18 protein-coding genes are annotated in these 17,573 nt (G+C 63.5%); 8 read left to right on the forward strand and 10 right to left on the reverse strand.

Annotated elements, in window-relative coordinates:
- Window positions 1-27: 27 nt before the first annotated feature.
- The 3 genes from Q0082_RS10010 (at window position 28) to Q0082_RS10020 (ending at window position 1,811) form a co-directional block, all read left to right on the forward strand.
- Window positions 28-489 carry a PTS sugar transporter subunit IIA gene (locus Q0082_RS10010; protein WP_298192200.1) on the forward strand — a complete coding sequence of 154 codons (462 nt, stop codon included), beginning with the start codon at window positions 28-30 and terminating at the stop codon, window positions 487-489.
- Between the two features lie 93 nt (window positions 490-582).
- Complete coding sequence (locus Q0082_RS10015) at window positions 583-960, forward strand: DUF1491 family protein (RefSeq protein WP_298192077.1); 378 nt, start codon at window positions 583-585, stop codon at window positions 958-960.
- 200 nt (window positions 961-1,160) lie between these two features.
- A complete protein-coding gene (locus tag Q0082_RS10020; RefSeq protein ID WP_298192079.1) occupies window positions 1,161-1,811 on the forward strand; it encodes a cell wall hydrolase in 651 nt (216 codons plus the stop codon).
- Window positions 1,812-1,863: 52 nt separating this feature from the next.
- Here the strand turns inward: Q0082_RS10020 and purH are convergent, their stop codons facing one another.
- From purH to rpe, 3 genes are read right to left on the reverse strand one after another with little or no spacing between them, the layout of a single operon-like run.
- Complete coding sequence (purH, locus tag Q0082_RS10025) at window positions 1,864-3,456, reverse strand: bifunctional phosphoribosylaminoimidazolecarboxamide formyltransferase/IMP cyclohydrolase (RefSeq protein ID WP_298192081.1); 1,593 nt, start codon at window positions 3,454-3,456, stop codon at window positions 1,864-1,866.
- Between the two features lie 15 nt (window positions 3,457-3,471).
- Entirely contained in the window at window positions 3,472-5,394 is a 1,923-nt protein-coding gene (locus Q0082_RS10030; RefSeq protein ID WP_298192083.1) for a heparinase II/III family protein, read from the reverse strand.
- Window positions 5,395-5,398: 4 nt separating this feature from the next.
- Window positions 5,399-6,061 (reverse strand): ribulose-phosphate 3-epimerase, encoded by a 663-nt coding sequence (rpe, locus tag Q0082_RS10035; RefSeq protein WP_298192085.1) that lies wholly within the window; start codon window positions 6,059-6,061, stop codon window positions 5,399-5,401.
- Window positions 6,062-6,352: 291 nt separating this feature from the next.
- Between rpe and Q0082_RS10040 the strand changes: the two genes are divergently transcribed.
- Window positions 6,353-6,844 (forward strand): DUF2141 domain-containing protein, encoded by a 492-nt coding sequence (locus Q0082_RS10040; protein ID WP_298192086.1) that lies wholly within the window; start codon window positions 6,353-6,355, stop codon window positions 6,842-6,844.
- A gap of 9 nt (window positions 6,845-6,853) precedes the next feature.
- On the opposite strand, the gene Q0082_RS10045 is transcribed toward Q0082_RS10040, so the two are convergent.
- From Q0082_RS10045 to Q0082_RS10055, 3 genes are all read right to left on the reverse strand, one after another.
- Window positions 6,854-7,594 carry an NTP transferase domain-containing protein gene (locus Q0082_RS10045; protein ID WP_298192088.1) on the reverse strand — a complete coding sequence of 247 codons (741 nt, stop codon included), beginning with the start codon at window positions 7,592-7,594 and terminating at the stop codon, window positions 6,854-6,856.
- A 94-nt stretch (window positions 7,595-7,688) separates the two neighbouring features.
- A complete protein-coding gene (locus Q0082_RS10050) occupies window positions 7,689-8,789 on the reverse strand; it encodes an inositol-3-phosphate synthase (protein ID WP_298192090.1) in 1,101 nt (366 codons plus the stop codon).
- 348 nt (window positions 8,790-9,137) lie between these two features.
- The gene (locus tag Q0082_RS10055) at window positions 9,138-10,034 is read right to left on the reverse strand and encodes a DMT family transporter (RefSeq protein WP_298192091.1); all 897 of its coding nucleotides are present in this window, start codon (window positions 10,032-10,034) and stop codon (window positions 9,138-9,140) included.
- A 256-nt stretch (window positions 10,035-10,290) separates the two neighbouring features.
- Between Q0082_RS10055 and Q0082_RS10060 the strand changes: the two genes are divergently transcribed.
- Together Q0082_RS10060 and Q0082_RS10065 are read left to right on the forward strand one after the other, a co-directional pair.
- On the forward strand, window positions 10,291-11,400 hold the full coding sequence (locus Q0082_RS10060) for an alkene reductase (RefSeq protein WP_298192093.1): 1,110 nt from the start codon (window positions 10,291-10,293) through the stop codon (window positions 11,398-11,400).
- Window positions 11,401-11,438: 38 nt separating this feature from the next.
- Window positions 11,439-12,323 carry a CoA ester lyase gene (locus Q0082_RS10065; RefSeq protein WP_298192095.1) on the forward strand — a complete coding sequence of 295 codons (885 nt, stop codon included), beginning with the start codon at window positions 11,439-11,441 and terminating at the stop codon, window positions 12,321-12,323.
- Between the two features lie 12 nt (window positions 12,324-12,335).
- On the opposite strand, the gene Q0082_RS10070 is transcribed toward Q0082_RS10065, so the two are convergent.
- Both Q0082_RS10070 and lipB read right to left on the reverse strand, forming a co-directional pair.
- On the reverse strand, window positions 12,336-12,677 hold the full coding sequence (locus tag Q0082_RS10070) for a hypothetical protein (RefSeq protein WP_298192097.1): 342 nt from the start codon (window positions 12,675-12,677) through the stop codon (window positions 12,336-12,338).
- Window positions 12,674-13,357 (reverse strand): lipoyl(octanoyl) transferase LipB, encoded by a 684-nt coding sequence (gene lipB, locus Q0082_RS10075; RefSeq protein WP_298192099.1) that lies wholly within the window; start codon window positions 13,355-13,357, stop codon window positions 12,674-12,676. Before lipB ends, Q0082_RS10070 begins: the two co-directional genes overlap by 4 nt.
- 113 nt (window positions 13,358-13,470) lie before the next feature.
- Here lipB and Q0082_RS10080 point away from each other — a divergent pair, with 113 nt between their 5' ends.
- Window positions 13,471-14,283 carry a hypothetical protein gene (locus tag Q0082_RS10080; RefSeq protein WP_298192102.1) on the forward strand — a complete coding sequence of 271 codons (813 nt, stop codon included), beginning with the start codon at window positions 13,471-13,473 and terminating at the stop codon, window positions 14,281-14,283.
- A gap of 5 nt (window positions 14,284-14,288) precedes the next feature.
- Window positions 14,289-15,626: an MFS transporter gene (locus tag Q0082_RS10085; RefSeq protein ID WP_298192104.1), complete on the forward strand. Its 1,338-nt coding sequence runs from the start codon at window positions 14,289-14,291 to the stop codon at window positions 15,624-15,626.
- A 5-nt stretch (window positions 15,627-15,631) separates the two neighbouring features.
- Here the strand turns inward: Q0082_RS10085 and Q0082_RS10090 are convergent, their stop codons facing one another.
- The gene (locus Q0082_RS10090) at window positions 15,632-16,516 is read right to left on the reverse strand and encodes a CDP-alcohol phosphatidyltransferase family protein (protein ID WP_298192105.1); all 885 of its coding nucleotides are present in this window, start codon (window positions 16,514-16,516) and stop codon (window positions 15,632-15,634) included.
- A 51-nt stretch (window positions 16,517-16,567) separates the two neighbouring features.
- Window positions 16,568-17,557, reverse strand: a complete 990-nt coding sequence (gene nadA, locus Q0082_RS10095; protein ID WP_298192107.1) for a quinolinate synthase NadA — start codon at window positions 17,555-17,557, stop codon at window positions 16,568-16,570.
- Window positions 17,558-17,573 lie beyond the last annotated feature (16 nt).

The raw sequence follows: 17,573 nt of genomic DNA on the forward strand, positions 1-17,573 counted from the left end.
AGCGCATTTTCCGGCATCATTGTTTCCATGACCGCTCTTTTCTCGATCGATCTTCAAGCGGTGCGCATTGTCCGTGCCGAAAACAAGACGCAGATCCTCGGCGCGCTCGCGGATTGCTTCGCTGAGGTCTACGGTCTTGATCGGGCGGTCGTGCTCGAACGGATCGAGGAACGCGAAACACTTGGTAGCACCGGTTTCGGGCGCGGCGTTGCCATTCCCCATGCACGACTGGAAAGCCTGGCGCGACCGGTTGCGGCGTTCTTCCGGCTTGAAAGCCCGGTTGATTTCTCATCGTCCGACGGCATGCCCGTCGATTGCGTGTTCGGTCTTCTCTCGCCCGAGCAGGCAGGTGCGACGCACCTGCAGGCCCTCGCCGCCATTTCCCGCCTCATGCGGGATGAGCGCATGCACGAACGGCTTGTTGCCGCGCCGGATGCAGATGCCATTTACGCCTTGCTCGTCAACGTCATTGATCGCGACGCTGCCTGATCTTGCAGCAGTGATCGGTGGCGCGCGCCTCGCGGTGAATCTCGGCGTAAAAACTGACAATGCGAGCGGCGCCATCGCGGGCGGGAGCGCGGCATGAGCACCGGGCGTCTGCCTGCGGCACTCGAGGTCTCTGCCCTGATTCGGCTGGCCGAGGCCAACGGCGGCTTCGGCATGGTGTTGCATCGCGGCGAACCGGATAGTGGCACGGTCCTGATTGTTATCCTCGATAATCAAGGCTTTGGGCAGACGATTGCCTGCGCATTCGAACGACTCCCCAAGGCAGACGGCACTCGCGGATGGGCGCTCGCAAAGGCGCAAGATGCTGAAAACAAAGCGGAGTTCGAGAGCTACCTGGCGCGGCGCACGGCACAGGACCCAGACCTGTGGGTTATCGAACTGACCATCGCTGAGCGCGAACGGTTTATCCTGAATCTCGCGGCTGGTGAGAACAAAACCGGATTCATGGGTTGACTTGACGGCTTCACGCCATAAGGGGCGCCCTCTACCATGCGTAGGCAGCGTCGGGACGGCAAGGAGGCCATCCCCGCCAGCACGCAGACGGGGGGCAGACGCCAAGGCCTTCGAACGGTTTGCGGTCTTGCAGGAATGACCTGCGGCACCGGAACCAATCGCGCCTTGTGCCGACGTTCACCGCCCAATGACGAAGTTGCATGAGCCGCCAGTTCCGCGTTGCCAGTGCCGTGTGCATTGCTGCAAGTCTTGCTACCATCCTGTTCAGCACCGGCGGATCCGGTGCGAAGGCGCAGGATATCCAGATCCCGGTTGTTGAAGCGCCTGGATCTTCGGCTATTACCGTCGAACCCCGTCAGAGCGTGTTCCGGCCGGCCGAACAGCCCCTCCCTCAACCTGAGCGAGCCGATCCCGACACCGGTGAGGCCTACCCGACTGCGGCATCGCTTGCCAATCTGGTTGAACGCACCCCGCTTCCCGCTTCGCTCTCGCGCGAGATGGAGTGCCTTGCCGGCGCCATCTATTTCGAAGCCCGCAGCGAAACGCTGGTTGGACAGCTCGCAGTTGGCCGCGTGATCGTGACGCGGGCGTCATCGGGTCGTTTCCCAAGTTCGTACTGCGGCGTGGTCTACCAGCCCTCACAGTTCTCGTTTGTGCGCGCCAACGGGATGCCTGCCGTGAATCACGATAGCCATCTGTGGCAGCAGGCCGTGAAGATCGCGCTCATCGCTGACAGCGGTGCGTGGAAAAGCCCGGTGGAAGGCGCCATGTTCTTCCACGCCGCGCATGTCGCGCCGTCCTGGGGCAAGATCCGCATGGCGCGGGTCGACAATCACGTCTTCTATCGCTGAGACGCTCTTGTCGGGCGCTGCACAAGCTAGCGCCCGACAAAGCCCTCCGACTTCAGTGCCTGAAGTGGCGCATCCCCGTGAACACCATGGCGATGCCGGCGGCGTCGGCTGCCGCGATCACTTCGTCATCGCGGATTGAACCGCCCGGCTGAATGACAGCCGTCGCACCCGCTTCGACGGCAGCCATCAACCCATCGGCAAACGGGAAGAAAGCGTCCGAGGCGACGGCGGAGCCCACAGTTCGCGGTGCATCCCAGCCATGCGTTTCTGCTGCTTCCTGCGCCTTCGCCGCTGCAATCCGGGCGCTGTCGCGCCGGTTCATCTGGCCAGCCCCGATGCCTGCCGTCACGCCCTCGCGGGCGTAGACGATCGCGTTGGACTTGACGTGCTTGGCCACGGTCCAGGCAAAGCGACAGTCCGCCAGTTCCTGTTCGGTCGGCTGGCGCTTGGTCACCACCTGCAGCATGTCGTCCATGAGCGTTCCGCTATCGCGGTCCTGCACCAGCACGCCGCCTACGATCGGAACCGTCACAAGACCGCTGCGGTCCGGCGCTGGCAACGTATCGATAAGCAGAAGGCGCAAGTTCTTCTTGCGGGCAAAGGTCGCAAGTGCGGCATCATCCGCACCCGGCGCAACGACGACTTCGGTGAAGATCTCGCAGATCGCCTCCGCCGTGGGACCATCAAGTGGGCGATTCAGCGCGACAATACCGCCGAACGCGGAAACCGAATCGCAGGCGAGCGCGGCCTTCCATGCCTCGAGCGGGGTTTCGGCAACCGCCACGCCGCACGGATTGGCATGCTTGACGATGACCACCGCCGGCTTGTCCGAACCGAATTCTGCAATGAGTTCCAATGCCGCATTGGCGTCATTGTAATTGTTGTAGGATAGTTCTTTGCCCTGCATCTGCCGCGCCTGCGGGAGACCACTGACGGCACTGCCTTGCGCTGGCACATAGAGCGCGGCGCTCTGGTGCGGGTTCTCGCCATAGCGCAGCGTAGAGACGAGCTTGCTGGCGCTGAGCAGCGTTGCCGGGAAGTGCTGCTGCTGGTCGGTAACTGCGAACCAATGCGCGATCGCTGCGTCATAGGCAGCAGTTGCCGCAAAGGCCTTCGCGGCCATGGCCTTGCGGAAATCAAGACTCGTAGTGCCCCCAGTCGCTTCGATTGCCGCAATCAGCACCGGATAATCGGCCGGGTCGGTCACGATCGTCACATAGTGGTGATTCTTGGCGGCCGAGCGGACCATCGACGGGCCGCCGATGTCGATGTTCTCGATCACTTCCTCACGCCCAGCACCTTTGGCGACGGTCGCAGCGAAGGGGTAGAGATTCACGACGACGAGATCGATCGCGCCAATGGCATGTTCCGCCATGGATGCGGCATGCGCAGGATCATCCCGCACAGCAAGCAGACCGCCGTGGACCTTGGGATGGAGCGTCTTGACGCGGCCATCCATCATCTCCGGAAAGCCGGTAAGCTCGGAGATATCACGCACGGCGAGGCCTGCATCGCGCAGCGCCGCCGCCGTTCCGCCGGTCGAGACGAGCTCGACACCTTGGTCGGCAAGCACGCGGCCGAGGTCAGCAAGACCGGTTTTGTCGGACACTGAAAGCAGTGCCCGTTTGATCGTCACGTCAGTCACAGTGGAAGTTCCTGTCTAGCGCATCTTCTTGAGCAGCCACGAGAACGACTCGCCGCTGCGCGGGATCTTGGCGGAGATCACCAGTTGCCGGGTGGCAAGCGGCCGCCCCATGCCGTCGGACCACAGGCTTTCCTCAAGCGTGACCGGGTCGCGGCCGGAGCGGAACTGCCATAGGCTGCCATCGGGCAGTGCCAGCGTGACGCCAAGACCATCACGCCCTTGCGCCAGCTCGATATGCGGGCCGAGGTGGAAGCGCAAGGCAACGCCGATCATGCCGCGTTTGCCGCGCCGACCGGTCGGTACCAGCAGGTCCTCGCCGCGCAGCTCGCTGCCGTCGTCGCGGATGATCAGAATGCGGCGATGGGTGAGGCCATAGCGCCCGACGTAACCGTTGTGGCTTGCCTCGATCCGTGTGGCTCCTCCGCCCTCGCCGGTGAGGATCCGCCGATCGACCTCGACCTCGGAAACGCCGGGGCCAAGCTTGCCGTTGATGAGCACGGCCGTGGAGTTGAAGTCATCGATCGCGAGCGTTGAATGCGCTGCAGTGGCGCGCAGGCCCTGGGCAAGCCGCAACGGGATGAGTCCGCCGGCAAACGCCGCACCGCCGCAGTTGACAATAAGGCGCTCACCGCCGTGGCTGAGCTCAAAGGCCAACGTGGAGGCGCAGCCATCGCGGGCGTGGCGCGCAAGCGGAGGCGGGGCAGCGTCGAATTGCAGCACGGCCTTGCCAGCGCTCACCCGCTGATAGCCCCAATGACGGGCGTCGCGCAGTGGCCGCGTGCGCACGCCGCTTGCCTTGATGAGCGCTGCAATCCGATCCGGCGCAACCGCACCGGCGCCTTGCCAGGAGCCGAGTCCGCCATCAGCGTGCAGCAGTGTCAGCAAGGGCGGGACCAGCAGTTCGAGAATGGCATCAAGCTGAGCCGGCGGCGTGCTGCGCACCGCGGCATAGCAGGCGCGCAGTTCGATCAGCAGTTCGCTGGCCTCGATCTGGCCGAGCGGGCTGCGTGAGAGGACGCCACCATCGTCGCTCACAAGATTGCCCAGGGCGCGGATCAATCCGCCTTCGCCATAGAGCCTGCGCGCGCGACCATCGGCCAGAAGCAGTCCGGCGGCAGTGATCGCGGTCCAGCCTGCCACTTCGGCGAGGGTATCCTCTGCGCGGCCCACATGGCGATCAAGCCAGCGGGCTGTCTCCTCGAACGTTGTAAGCACCCGCGCGCGAAGCTTGCGGTCCTGACTCGAGAGCAGCAGCGGCGCGTGGATCAGCCACGAAAGCAGCCGGTGACCGGCATGGCCGATAGCCCATGCGGGGCCCGCCGTCGGGCGCGGATTGGCGTTGAGCCATGCCGCGAAGATTCGCTCGGCAACAGGCGCGCATTGCGGGCGCGCGGCGCAGCTGGCCAGATCGCCAAGCCAGCCAAAGCCATGCACCAACCGCTCGAAGGGCGGGGAGAGGCGAGGCCCGGCGAACTCGGTATCGGCGATGGGCAACTTGACGCCATGAAGCAGGAAATGCCCGGCTCTAAGCGCGGTTCCGGATGCCGGGTCACCGGCAAGCGGACTGGCAACAGTGGCTGTCAGGCGGGGCCGGGCGCGCTTGCGAAAGGGGTTGAGCGCCGAGGGCGGCAGGCCAAGACCGTATGCCAGCCGGATCAGACGTTCGCCGGCGCTGACCTGCGGAGGAGAGAAATCGGCAAGGGCCAATGCTCGGTTGGGCTCGAGCGGCGCGACATCCGGTTCACTTGCGTCAGCCGCCGGGGGCTCTGCCACAGATACGGGCCGTCCGGATGCTTTTGCGATGACGAGCGGTTCCGGTTCCGCGCCAAGCGGCAAGGCCGGGGCCTGCGTATCACCCTCAAGTGCGGTGCGCTCTGCCGGCCCCGGCATCGTGCCCAGCTCCGGGGCTTCACGAGTTCCGGGGAAAAGGCGGGCCATGGCGTCAGTCAGCGACCTTCAGCGCGGCGATATTGGCGGCGTAGCACGAGGGCCCGCCTTTGAAGGAGGCCGTACCGGCGACCAGCACGTCGGCACCAGCGTCTGTGCACTGCCGGCCCGTGACGGCGTCGATCCCGCCATCAACTTCCAGGTGGATCGACCGACCCGTCTTGTCGATCATCTTGCGCAAGGCTTCGATCTTGCGAAGCTGGCTGGTGATGAAGCTCTGCCCGCCGAAGCCGGGATTGACGCTCATCACGAGGACCAGATCAATCTCGTCGATCAGGTAGTCGAGCATTTTGGCGGGTGTGGCCGGGTTGAGCGCGATGCCCGCCTTCTTGCCAAGCCCATGGATGGCCTGAACGGTGCGGTGAATGTGCGGCCCGGCTTCCGGATGGACCGTTATGATGTCTGCGCCTGCGGCCGCAAAGGCTTCAAGGTACAGGTCGATCGGGGCGATCATCAGGTGGACGTCGAACGGCTTTGCACTGTGCGGGCGCAGCGCCTTGACTACGCCCGGGCCGATCGTGAGGTTCGGCACGAAGTGCCCGTCCATCACGTCCACATGAATCCAGTCGGCCCCCGCAGCATCGATCGCCCGCACCTCTTCACCCAGCCGGGCGAAATCGGCGGAAAGAATCGAAGGGGAAATCAGCGGCGCGGCCATTACGAAAACTCGCAAACAAGGATCGGCGGCAGTTGGCGCTGAAACGCGCGAAGGCGACCATGTCTTCAAGCGATTACCGGTCGCGAATCGGCGGAACAAGCGCGTATGCCCCGCTTTTCCACACGCATTATCCCTAATCCAAGCCGTTTCGGCGCAAAGCCTGATCCGGCATGCGGTTAACCATCCTCAAGGCATCGCAAGGTTGGTCTTGCCGAATGGCCTAAAGCTTGCCTATTCCCCGCCCAGACTGAGCAGCCTCGCCCAGAGGTAGCCGTTTTCGGGATTAATGCCATGAACGTGCCGAAGGGGCGCCTTGCCCTGGCCCTCGCGCTGGGAACGATTGCTGCGCCATCCGAGCTACTTGCCCCATCGGCACATGCCGCGCCAGCTTGCATCGGGCCTGCCAGCGACACCTGGATCAACATCTCGGTAGACCGCGTTCGCAACAGTAAGGGTCTGATCACTGCGACGCTATATCCGAACGACCCGAAGCGGTTTCTGGTCAAGAACGGTTCGCTGTATGTCGCGAGTACACCCGCAGCCGCCGGGCAGACGAGGTTCTGCCTGTTTGTCCCGCATCCCGGAACCTATGCCATCGCGATCTATCACGACGAGGATTCGTCGGGCACGATCAATCGAGGGGGCCTTTTCGGGATTCCGAGCGAAGCCGTGGGTTTCTCCAACAATCCGACGATCTTCCTCGGTCCGCCGTCGCTCCGCTCGACTCTCGTGAAGGTCGAACACCCCAATCAGTCCATCACGATCAACGTGAGGAAATTCTGATCAGGTCGATCAGGTCGACGCAAAGGCAGCTGTGAGATAGCGCGGAGCCAGTTCCTCCGCGAGCGTGTGGGCGCGCGGATCATCGACATCCATCCACCACGCAGTCCCGATATCGCAGGTGGCGGCACGGCCCCTGTCCGCCAGCCACTGCATGCCATCGGAAAGACTGCCCGATTTGCTGGCGTCAATCGCCGCCGCAATGGCTTCGGCTAGGCGCGGTGTGGCGAGAAACGCACCGCAATCGACCGCATCCCATGCCGGGATCGTCTTGCCGATGGCGGTGATGAAGCCTTTTGCGTCGAGCTTGACCCACGTGGCGTCATCCGGATCGATGAGAGGGCTTTGCGTATGTCTATCGATCGCCAGGGTGACATCGCGGGTTTCGCCTCCAACGCTGCGCAAGGCGGCGAGGATGGCGCTGTCGAACATATGGTCGGCCATCATCAGCAGATATTCGCCCGCGCACCGGGCGGCCCCAGCCATGACCGAGTAGCCGTTCGGCTTGCTCCAGTCGTCAACGCGTACCGCTTCGATCTCGACTGTAACGCGCTGGGCGAGTTCGGCGAGGAAACCCTCCACAGCCTCAGCCTTGTGGCCGGTGACCACAACAACCCGCGTCACACCGGCAGCAGCGGCCTGGCGGATGCCGATCTCGATCAGCGGGACACCGCACACGGGTGTGAGCGGCTTTGATGGCGAAAGCGCAGCGAGCCGACTGCCATAACCGGCGGCGATGATCACGGCATCCATTTGGGCAGTCCTCTTTCCGGGCCGGGTCCCTTAACGCCGACGGCGCCGATCCTTTATCAGGACCGGCGCCGCCAGTTTCTTCGAAGTCGGGCGCTTACTCTGCGGCGAGCGCCGTTTCCGAGATGTATTCATCGACCAGCTGGGCCGCGACATCGTCGTTGAACTGCTGCGGGGGATGCTTGCAGAAGTAGGCCGAAGGACCGATCAGGGCCCCGCCTTCGCCGCGCTCCAGCGCAACCTTGCAGCAGCGGATGGCATCCATCACGCAAGCCGCCGAGTTCGGGCTGTCTTCGACCGAGAGACGCAGCTCGAGGTTCATCGGGACATTGCCCCACTGCGTACCTTCAAGGCGAAGGAAGCACAGCTTGTTGTCCTTCTGCCAAGGCACATAGTCCGACGGGCCGACGTGGATGTTCTCGTCAGCGAGGCGCTGCGCGAGCATGGCCTGGACCGCTTCGGTCTTCGATTCTTTCTTGGAGCCAAGACGCTGACGATCGAGCATGTTCATGAAGTCGGTGTTGCCACCGGTGTTGAGCTGGTAGGTCTTCTCGACCGTCACGCCGCGCGCGCCGAACAGGCTCGAGAGCACGCGGTGCACAATTGTCGCACCGACCTGCGCCTTGATGTCGTCACCCACGATCGGGATGCGCTTGGCGCGGAACTTCGCTTCCCATTCGGGCCGGCTGGCGATGAACACCGGCATGCAGTTCACGACACCGACACCCGCTTCAAGCGCGCATTCCATGTAGAACTCTGTGGCCGTTTCCGAACCAACCGGCAGGAAGTTCAGCAGGACTTCCGCGCCTGATTCACGGAGTGCGGCAACGATCGATTCGTGCGTCGCTTCGGGCGCATCGGCCAGAATGAAGCCGCGTTCGCCCATGCCGGTCATGTGGTCCGCAACGCCGTCGAGGATCTTGCCCATCATCACCTTGGCGCCGGTGGCGGGGACGTTCTCCTGGAACACGGCAGTGCAGTTCGGCGCCGCAAAGATGGCTTCGGCAATATCCTTGCCGACCTTGCGGGCATCGACGTCCACGCCCATCACGAACTCGACGTCGCCGGCGCCATAGCCGCCAATCCGCTCATGGATCAGGCCTGCGGAAGAGTTGGTGTTGCGGTAAAACTCTACACCCTGCACCAGCGAACTTGCGCAGTTGCCCACGCCGATCACTGCGACCTTGATTGGCTTCATTGTAACCCGATCCCCTTGGACAAACGGAATGCCGTTGTAACTAAACTGCCTCACTCCACACAAAAGAGCCAGATTGCAAGGATATTTCCGCGGCGTCACGCAAGCGGCGACAAAGTGGTGGCCGACCTGTCACCCTCGGCCCTTGCTGCAAAAGCGAAACATGCCGTGCAAGCTGGCAGCGCGGGGGCGATGAGGCAGCAATTTTCATCAATGATTGCGTGACTTGGATGTTCCGATTGGCCGCCCGGTGTTATGCCGTCTTGCAACGTGGAACGCCGTCCAAGCGCTCTCCAGCTTGCCCTTGCCCCTAGTGGAAGCGCGCCAGGGAGACTGCTCTTTGGTCACGAATCAACGCGTTTCGCCCTCGCTGAGCCTTCCGAGCAAGAGTGCAGCGGCGATGAGAACCATGCCGAGCGCGTCGAGAGGCCCCATAGTCTCACCAAACGCAAGCCAGCCGACGAGGATGGAGACTGCGGGCTGGGTCAGCAGCACGACCCCGATGATGAGGGCGGAGAAATGGCGCAGCGCAAAAACGATCAGCCCCTGACCGACGACCTGGCTGCAGAACGCCAGAGCCACGAGCGGCCACCAGACGTGCGGCCAGATCGGTTCACCCAGCCAGATCGCTATTCCGAGCATGACGGGTGCACTCGCGAGGGTAGAGGTGAACAGCAGTTCCCAACTCTCGAACCGTCCGCGCGCACCCTGAAGCAAGAGGATGTAGAAGAAGTAGAATACCCCGGCGAGGATGCAGAACAGGTCACCGATCAACGTAGCATGATCGATCTCCATCGATCGTCCCAGCAGAATGGCGGCACCGCCTAAGGCGAGAGCGATGGCAGCGATCTCGAATGGTCTTGGCAAACGGCGGGCGGCGACAAGGCCCCATGCCATAAGGATCAGGCTGCCCGAGTTCCCGAAGAGGGACGCATTACCGAGCCGGGTATGGGCTATGCCGATGTGCCAACTGGCCAGATCAAGCGCAAAGGCCACGCCCGCCGTGATGATCAGCATCCATGTTGCAAGCGGCGCTGCCGGCCTTGCGCTGCCACGCTGTCGCAGAGCCAGGAGGGCAAGCAGCGGGAGCGGCAGAAAAAGGCGCCAGAAGCCGGCCGAAACCGGGCCCGAATCCGCCAGCCGCACGAACCACGGCCCCAGCGCCAGGGCAAAGTTGCCGCCCAGCAGCGCCACGAAATGCCAGGGATTGGGCGGCGTGACCTCACGCCGGTCGTCGATGCTCGTCATGGCCCGCTATTCAACTCGCGCTTGTCATGCGGACACCGGCATCCTAGCTGGGTTGCAAATGGAAACCCTGTCGGGCGTGACGGGGTCGGGCTATCATGTTTGTGGGGCTGACGCCGATCAGGCGATGCCTCACTCTCGGGCATGGCCATAGAGCGCCCGCTCGTGTTTCCCAAGCCCCGCGTCTTCATGTTCCACGCGCCTAGCGCATGGTGATCAATCAGTTTGAGCATCCCTATCCCGAGAAGGAGCCCCGTTGATGCACGAATCGCTGTTCCGGCCGATCCAGCTTGGTGCGATTACCGCGCCGAACCGCATCTTGATGGCTCCGCTGACGCGGGGTCGCGCTGGCCCTGATGCCGTGCCGACCGAGATCATGCAGACCTACTACCGCCAGCGTGCGGGCGCGGGTCTCATCATTAGTGAAGCCACCGGCATCAGCCGCGAAGGCTCCGGCTGGCCGAGCGCACCGGGCATCTGGTCCGACGAGCAGGTCGAGGCATGGAAGCCTGTAACCGAGGCCGTACACGAGGCGGGCGGGCGGATCATCCTGCAGCTTTGGCACATGGGGCGGGTCGTTCATCCCTACTTCCTCGGCGGCGAACCGCCGGTCTCCGCCTCGGCAACGAAGGCGCCTGGGCATGCCCACACGCCGGAAGGCCGCAAGGAGAACGCAATTGCGCGCCCCCTCCGGCTCGACGAGATGCCGCGCGTCGTAGACGACTATGGCCGCGCTGCCGAAAACGCGAAGCGGGCCGGGTTCGATGGTGTGCAACTCCACGGTGCAAACGGCTATCTGATCGACCAGTTCCTGCGCGATTCCTCGAATCTTCGCGATGACGATTACGGTGGCAGCCCGGAGAACCGCGTGCGGTTGATGCGCGAGGTCATGGAGCGTCTTGTCGCGATCTGGGGCGCCGATCGCGTGTCCATCCGGCTCTCTCCCAACGGTGAGAGCCAGGGTGTTGACGACAGCGACCCCGCAACCCTGTTTGCCGAAGCGGCACGCGTGCTCGAAGCGCTTAAAGTTGCCTTCATCGAGCTGCGCCAGCCTGGGCCGGACGGCACCTTTGGCGCGACGACCGTTCCGCCGCAGGACCATGTCTTCCGCGCGCACTACACCGGGCCACTGGTGCTCAACAGCGACTACACGCCCGAAAGCGCGGCCGCCGATGTGGGGTCTGGCCGCGCGGACGCTGTCAGCTTTGGCAGGCCCTATATCTCCAATCCCGATCTCGTCGATCGCATCCGGATCAGTGCAGAGCTCGCACCCAATGTCGGCGTGCCGCAGACATGGTATTTCCCAGGTGAGGCCGGATATATCGATTATCCGACGCTCGCCGAGGAACGTGCACGCGCTACAGCGTGACCGCGCGGCGCTGCACCAGGAGATAATAGGAGCAAGACATGCGCACGGTTCCGCGATCCTGGCTCTTTGTCCCGGGCGATAGCGAGAAGAAACTGCTCAAGACGCCAGAGACGGGCGCGCATGCGCTGATCGTCGATCTGGAGGATGCGGTCGCCCTGTCCGTAAAGCCGGCTGCGCGCCGGATGACGCGCGACTGGCTGGAGGCCCACAAGCGCCAGATCACGATGCGCAAGCAGGCGCGCTGGGTGCGCATCAATGCCGTTGAAACGGGGCTGTGGCGGGAAGACCTCGCGGCGGTGATGCCCGGAGCTCCGGAGGGCATCATGCTGCCCAAGGCAGAAGGGCCTGAACAGATCCGGCAGGTGGCGGCGGAAATCTATGAGCTTGAGCAGCGCCACGGCATTCCCAATGGCCAGACCCGGCTGCTACCCCTCGTGAGCGAAACGCCGCGGGCGGCCCTCACCATTCCAGCCTACATGGATGCTTCGATGCCCCGGCTGGCCGGCCTGACGTGGGGCGCCGAGGACCTTTCCGCCGAGCTTGGGGCGGCGCGCAAGCGCGATGATGATGGCCAGTGGACAGATGCTTTTTGTTTCGTCCGAGCGCAGACATTGCTCGTTGCGCACGCCCGAGGCGTTTGGGCGATCGATACCCTTTATGCCGACTTCAGGGACGTCGAGGGTACGAGGCGGGCGGCACAGGCGGCACGGGCTGATGGCTTTTCGGGCATGCTGGCCATACATCCCACGCAAGTGCCGCTGATCAACGCTGCTTTTACCCCAAGCGAGGATGAACTTGCCGCCGCGCGTGCCATCGTCGATGCGTTCGCGGCAAACCCCGGGGTCGGGGCGATCCAGCTCAATGGGCGGATGCTGGATCAGCCGCATTTGCGCCAGGCAAAGGCGCTACTCGGAATGGAATAGCCCGGCGGGATGCTAGGGTACGGCCAGCTTGGCGCTGGCGGCTGGCTTTGGCCGGTTTGACGCCTCACCTGCGGGCGTGGCTTCGGCAGGCGCGGCAGGATCACTGGCAGCTTCGGAAGCATCGGCAGCCGTGCTTGCGTCCGGCCGTGCAGCAGCGCTGTGTGCGGCGGGAGCCAATGGTGCAAGGGCCTGCGACCGATCGGTTTCAAGCATAGCGTCGCTGACGGTGCCCGGCAGTACCTCGCCGCTGGCGGTCGGGCCCGCCTGCGGAGCCGAAGACTTGCCGCAGGCGCCAAGGAGCAGGACCGGCGCCAGCACGACAACAAGCGAAGGTGAGAACAGCAGTCTGGTCATGAAAGGTCCTTATCGCCAAAGTCTTGCGCCCCACGCGGTTCAAGGCGGGCAAGGAAGGCTTCAGTCCTTGCCAGCAATGCCCGATCCCACTCCTCCGGCGCGACCGCAATGCCGAGTGCGGCGAGGCTGGTGACGCCATAATCCTCGATGCCGCAGGGCACAATTCCGCCGAAATGCGTCAGATCCGGTGCAAGATTCACCGAAAAGCCGTGCATCGTTACCCACCGGCGAATGCGGATCCCGATCGCGCCGATCTTGGCCTCCCCGCCGTCAGCGCCGCGAGTCCAGATTCCAACGCGCCCTTCGGCCCGCCACGCGTTGACGCCGAAATCACCCAACGTCTCGATCACCCAACCTTCGACGGCATGGACAAACCCGCGCACGTCGCGCGCGCGCTTGCCTAGATCGAGGACCAGATAGCCGACGCGCTGGCCGGGGCCGTGATAGGTATAGCGCCCGCCGCGTCCGGCCTCCACGACATCAAAGCGAGGATCGAGCAGTTCGTCAGCCGCTGCGCTGGTTCCGGCTGTATAGACCGGCGGGTGCTCAAGCAGCCAAACGAGCTCCCGCGCCGTGCCTTCATGCACGGCTGCGTTGCGGGCCGTCATTTCATCGAGGGCCTCGCGATACGGTATCAGGTCATGAGCCTGTCTTATCTCTATCTGATCCGGAACCTGCATGGTCCATGCGCATGAACGCGTGCCTTCTTGCTGGCAAGACCCGGAGGTTGATTGCACTACGGCAAGGGGTGCGCATCCCTTTCGGTCCTGCTAGGGCTGCGAGCGAAAGGGACATGACCGGCGTGACGACTTTGGACAGCAGTGCGGCTTGGGCAAGTGCCACGCGGATGGTTGCTGCCAACCGCGATCTGCTCATGGCAATAGCAGGAGTGTTCTATGTGCTCCCGGGCCTCGCCGGCGCCGTGTTCGTGCCGTCACCAGCAATGACTCCTGACATGACCGAGGCACAAGTGCTTGCGGTGATGCAGGATTATTATGCCAGTTCCCTGCCTGCCCTGTTGATCCTCTCGCTGTTTCCCATGGCCGGTATGCTGACAATGCTCGTGGCCATGCTTGATACGGCAAGGCCAACAGTTGCGCAGGCGATCCGGCACAGTCTGCGCGCTCTGCCCTCCTATTTCGCTGCCCAGCTGCTGATCGCGCTGGCCATCCTGCCTGTTTCGATGGCCCTCGCAAGCGTGCTTGCCTTGCTCTTGCCGGATGACCGGCTCGCGGTCTCGGTCGCGCTGGGCCTGCTGCTCTATCCGATCATGCGCACGATGCTGGTCGGGCCCGTCGTCGCGGGTAAGGGCGTGCGGAATCCCGTTGCTGCGATACGGGAGAGCATCCGGCTCACACGGCGCAATGCCGGGCGGATTCTCCTGTTCATTGGTCTCGCCGCGTTTGTGTTTCTGGTCGTGTACGGCCTTGTCATGATGTTCGTTGGCGTGGTGCTTGTGCTGATGTTCAAAGGCGAGCCCCAGCGTTTGCTGGGCGAAGGCGTGGCGGGCGTGCTACTGGCCATCGGCTACACCTACTTTGTGGCCATGCTCGCGGCCATTTACAGCCAACTTGCCAGCGATATGGCTGGCCCCGAAGGCCGGTGACCCGGGTGGACGAGACTGACGTGCAGCTGCCGCGCAGCCGCATGGCGCTGCTGTTCATGGTCATGCTGGTCACGGCCGCCGGCAATACCGCGATGCAGTCGGTGATGCCCTCGATCGGCACGCACCTCCAGATCGCCGATGTCTGGGTGAGCCTGGCCTACAGCTGGTCGGCCCTGCTGTGGATGTTGCTTGCGCCGTTCTGGGCCCGCCGCTCCGATCGGCGGGGGCGCAAGGCGATGATGGCGTTGGGTCTTGTCGGCTTCGCGGTCTCTTTCGCTTTGTGCGGAGCGGCCCTCTACGCGGGGCTCAAGGGCAGCATAAGCGGTCTCACCGCCATTCTCCTGTTCGCTGCGGCACGCTCACTTTACGGCGGCTTCGGTTCGGCTGCGCCGCCTGCCGTGCAGGCTTATGTCGCCAGCCGGACAAGCCGCGCAGAGCGCACGCAAGCGCTGTCGATGGTTTCGTCGAGCTTCGGACTGGGGACCGTGCTGGGGCCGGCACTTGCCCCGTTGCTGATCCTGCCCGGTATTGGCCTGATTGGACCATTCGCGGCTTTCACGCTGGCCGCAGTGATTGTTCTCGTTCTGCTGCGGCTGCGACTACCGGACGATGATCCGCGATTTGCCGGCCGCGGCGAAATTCTCGGGGAGCCGATGAGCGCTTCCTCAAGCCCGCGGATGGGCAAAGTGGGCGACGAGGCAGGCGACCGTCTGCATGGCGATCTCGAACTCGATGGCCATTCGGACGATTCGAAAGCCGGTAGATTGCGCTGGGGTGATCCGCGTTTGCGGGCCTGGCTCGCGGCTGGAACATTGGGCGGTCAGGCGCAGTCGATTCTGCTTGGCGTGATCGGCTTTCTGCTGCTCGACCGACTTGGCCTTCGGCATCAGCCCGATGCGGCAGCGGGGCCAATCGGTCTTGTCCTGATGTGCGGCGCGGTCGCCACCCTGCTGGCACAGTGGGGCCTGATCCCCATGATGAAGCTTGGGCCCCGCACGTCGACGCTGTGGGGAATGGGCCTCGTAGCCGTTGGCACCCTTTGTATGGCAACGGGCCGCGATCTTCATGCCATCGCCACCGGCTTTGCCATCTGCTCGCTGGGTTTCGGTTTGTTTCGCCCGGGCTTTACCTCCGGCGCGAGCCTTGCGGTAACTCCGGCCGAACAGGGTCAGTCAGCAGGGATCGTCGCCGCGGTGAATGGTTCGGCCTACATTATTTCGCCGGCGATTGGCGTGTGGCTCTACAATCACTCGAGCTGGCTGGCATGGGGTGTGGTCGAGCTGCTTGCGCTGACCGTCATTCTGGTTTGCCTGTTCGGTATGCGCCGCGATGCCGCAACCTGATGCCGCTATGGCAGATTGAGACGGGCAACTACGCGCCCTGCTGCCGCATCGTGGAGCCGCACCGACAGCATCAGCATGAGGTTGAGCACGATCGACAAGTACATGAAGTACCACAGCGGACTGCCGACGATCATCGAGAAACCCAGCAGGATCGCCCGCGGATTAGGCCCAAGATAGCGCAGCATTACGAGCAAAGGCCGCTGTTCGCGCTGAACTTCGGCGCGAATGCGAGCAAGGAGTGCCGGATCGCTCGCCATGGCGCCGGTTACTGCAGCATCGATGCGCAGGGCATTCGGGCTCATGCCCGCAGCAAGGCGCAAGTAACCGGCCACGACCACCCGTAGCAGAATTCCGAAGCCGCCCTTGTCGCTGAACAGGGCCTTCCCATTGCTGCTCGAGTTGTGGAGCCACGGCGTTCCGTAGGTCCAGTGCTGGTAGAACCGCCGCTGCACTTCGACATGGTTTGCCTGAACAATGTGGCTGGCACCAGCGGCAAGGGTCCAGAACCACGCCCAGCCTGCGCCGAAGGTGCGGGTTAGAACGAAAGCCAGCAGCACATAGAGCACGATATGGCTGACATAGTCGCAGATGCCGTCCACTAGTTCGCCAAGCGGGCTGGTGCGTCCCGTGATGCGGGCCAGGTCTCCGTCCGCGCCGTCCACAACATGCCACGACATGTGCAGCAGCAAGCCCAGCAGCGCCCAGATCGGCCCGGATGTGCTCCAGTAGACTATGCCTGCGGCCACAACCATCAGTCCGCCAAACACGGAGACCATGTTGGGGGTTATTGGCGTTGGCGCAAGCAACCGGGCAAGCTGCCAGGCGAGTGGATGATACAGGTAGTGGTTGAGCGCGTCCTGCATCTCCCGCGCCCTTGCCGGGCGTTTCACGGGCGCGGGCCGGGATGGCGACGGTGAAGAGCTCATGCCTTGCCTGCAGCCTTACGTGCGTGCGCCGAGATCACCATGGCCAATCGTACCACTCGCCATCGCCAGCATGGCATCGAGGCTCTTCTTGGCGCCGAGGCGAAGCGTCTCCTCGATTTCGATCCGCGGGGTCAGATCCCGCAGGGCGATGTAGAGCTTCTCCAGCGTATTGAGCGCCATGTAAGGGCAGATGTTGCAGTTGCAGTTTCCGTCCGCACCCGGTGCGCCGATGAACGTCTTCTCAGGAAGCGCCAGCTGCATTTGGTGAATGATGTGCGGCTCGGTAGCTACGATCAGCGTGTCACCTGGGAATGTGCGCGCAAACTGCAGGATACCGCTGGTCGATCCGACATAGTCGGCGTGGTCGACGATGGTCGGCGGGCATTCCGGATGCGCGGCGACCGGCGCGCCGGGATGCTGGGCCATGAGCTTCAGCAATTCTGTCTCGGAGAAGGCCTCATGGACGATGCAGACACCGGGCCAGAGCAGCATCTCGCGCCCGAACTTGCGATTGAGATAGCCGCCAAGATGCCGGTCCGGGCCGAAGATAATCTTCTGCTCTGGCGGTATCTGCGCGAGGATCGTCTCGGCGCTCGAAGACGTCACGATGACGTCGCTGAGCGCTTTCACTTCGGTCGAGCAGTTGATGTAGGTAAGCGCGATGTGATCGGGATGGGCTTCGCGGAACGCGCGGAACTTCTCCGGCGGGCAGGAATCTTCGAGGCTGCAACCCGCGTCCATGTCGGGCAGGATTACGACCTTTTCCGGGCTGAGGATCTTGGCGGTCTCGGCCATGAACTTCACGCCGCAGAAGGCGATCACTTCGGCGTCGGTCGCAGCAGCCTTGCGCGAGAGTTCAAGCGAGTCGCCAACGAAATCAGCAAGGTCCTGAATCTCGGGCTTCTGGTAATAGTGCGCCAGGATCACTGCCTTGCGGTCTTTGCGCAGCCGGTCGATTTCGGCGCGCAGATCAAGACCGGCGAGGTTGGCGGGCTGGGCTGTCATGGCTCGAAATCCCTTG

It is taken from the genome of Novosphingobium sp. (genome assembly GCF_027489515.1).
Taxonomy (GTDB): Bacteria; Pseudomonadota; Alphaproteobacteria; order Sphingomonadales; family Sphingomonadaceae; genus Novosphingobium.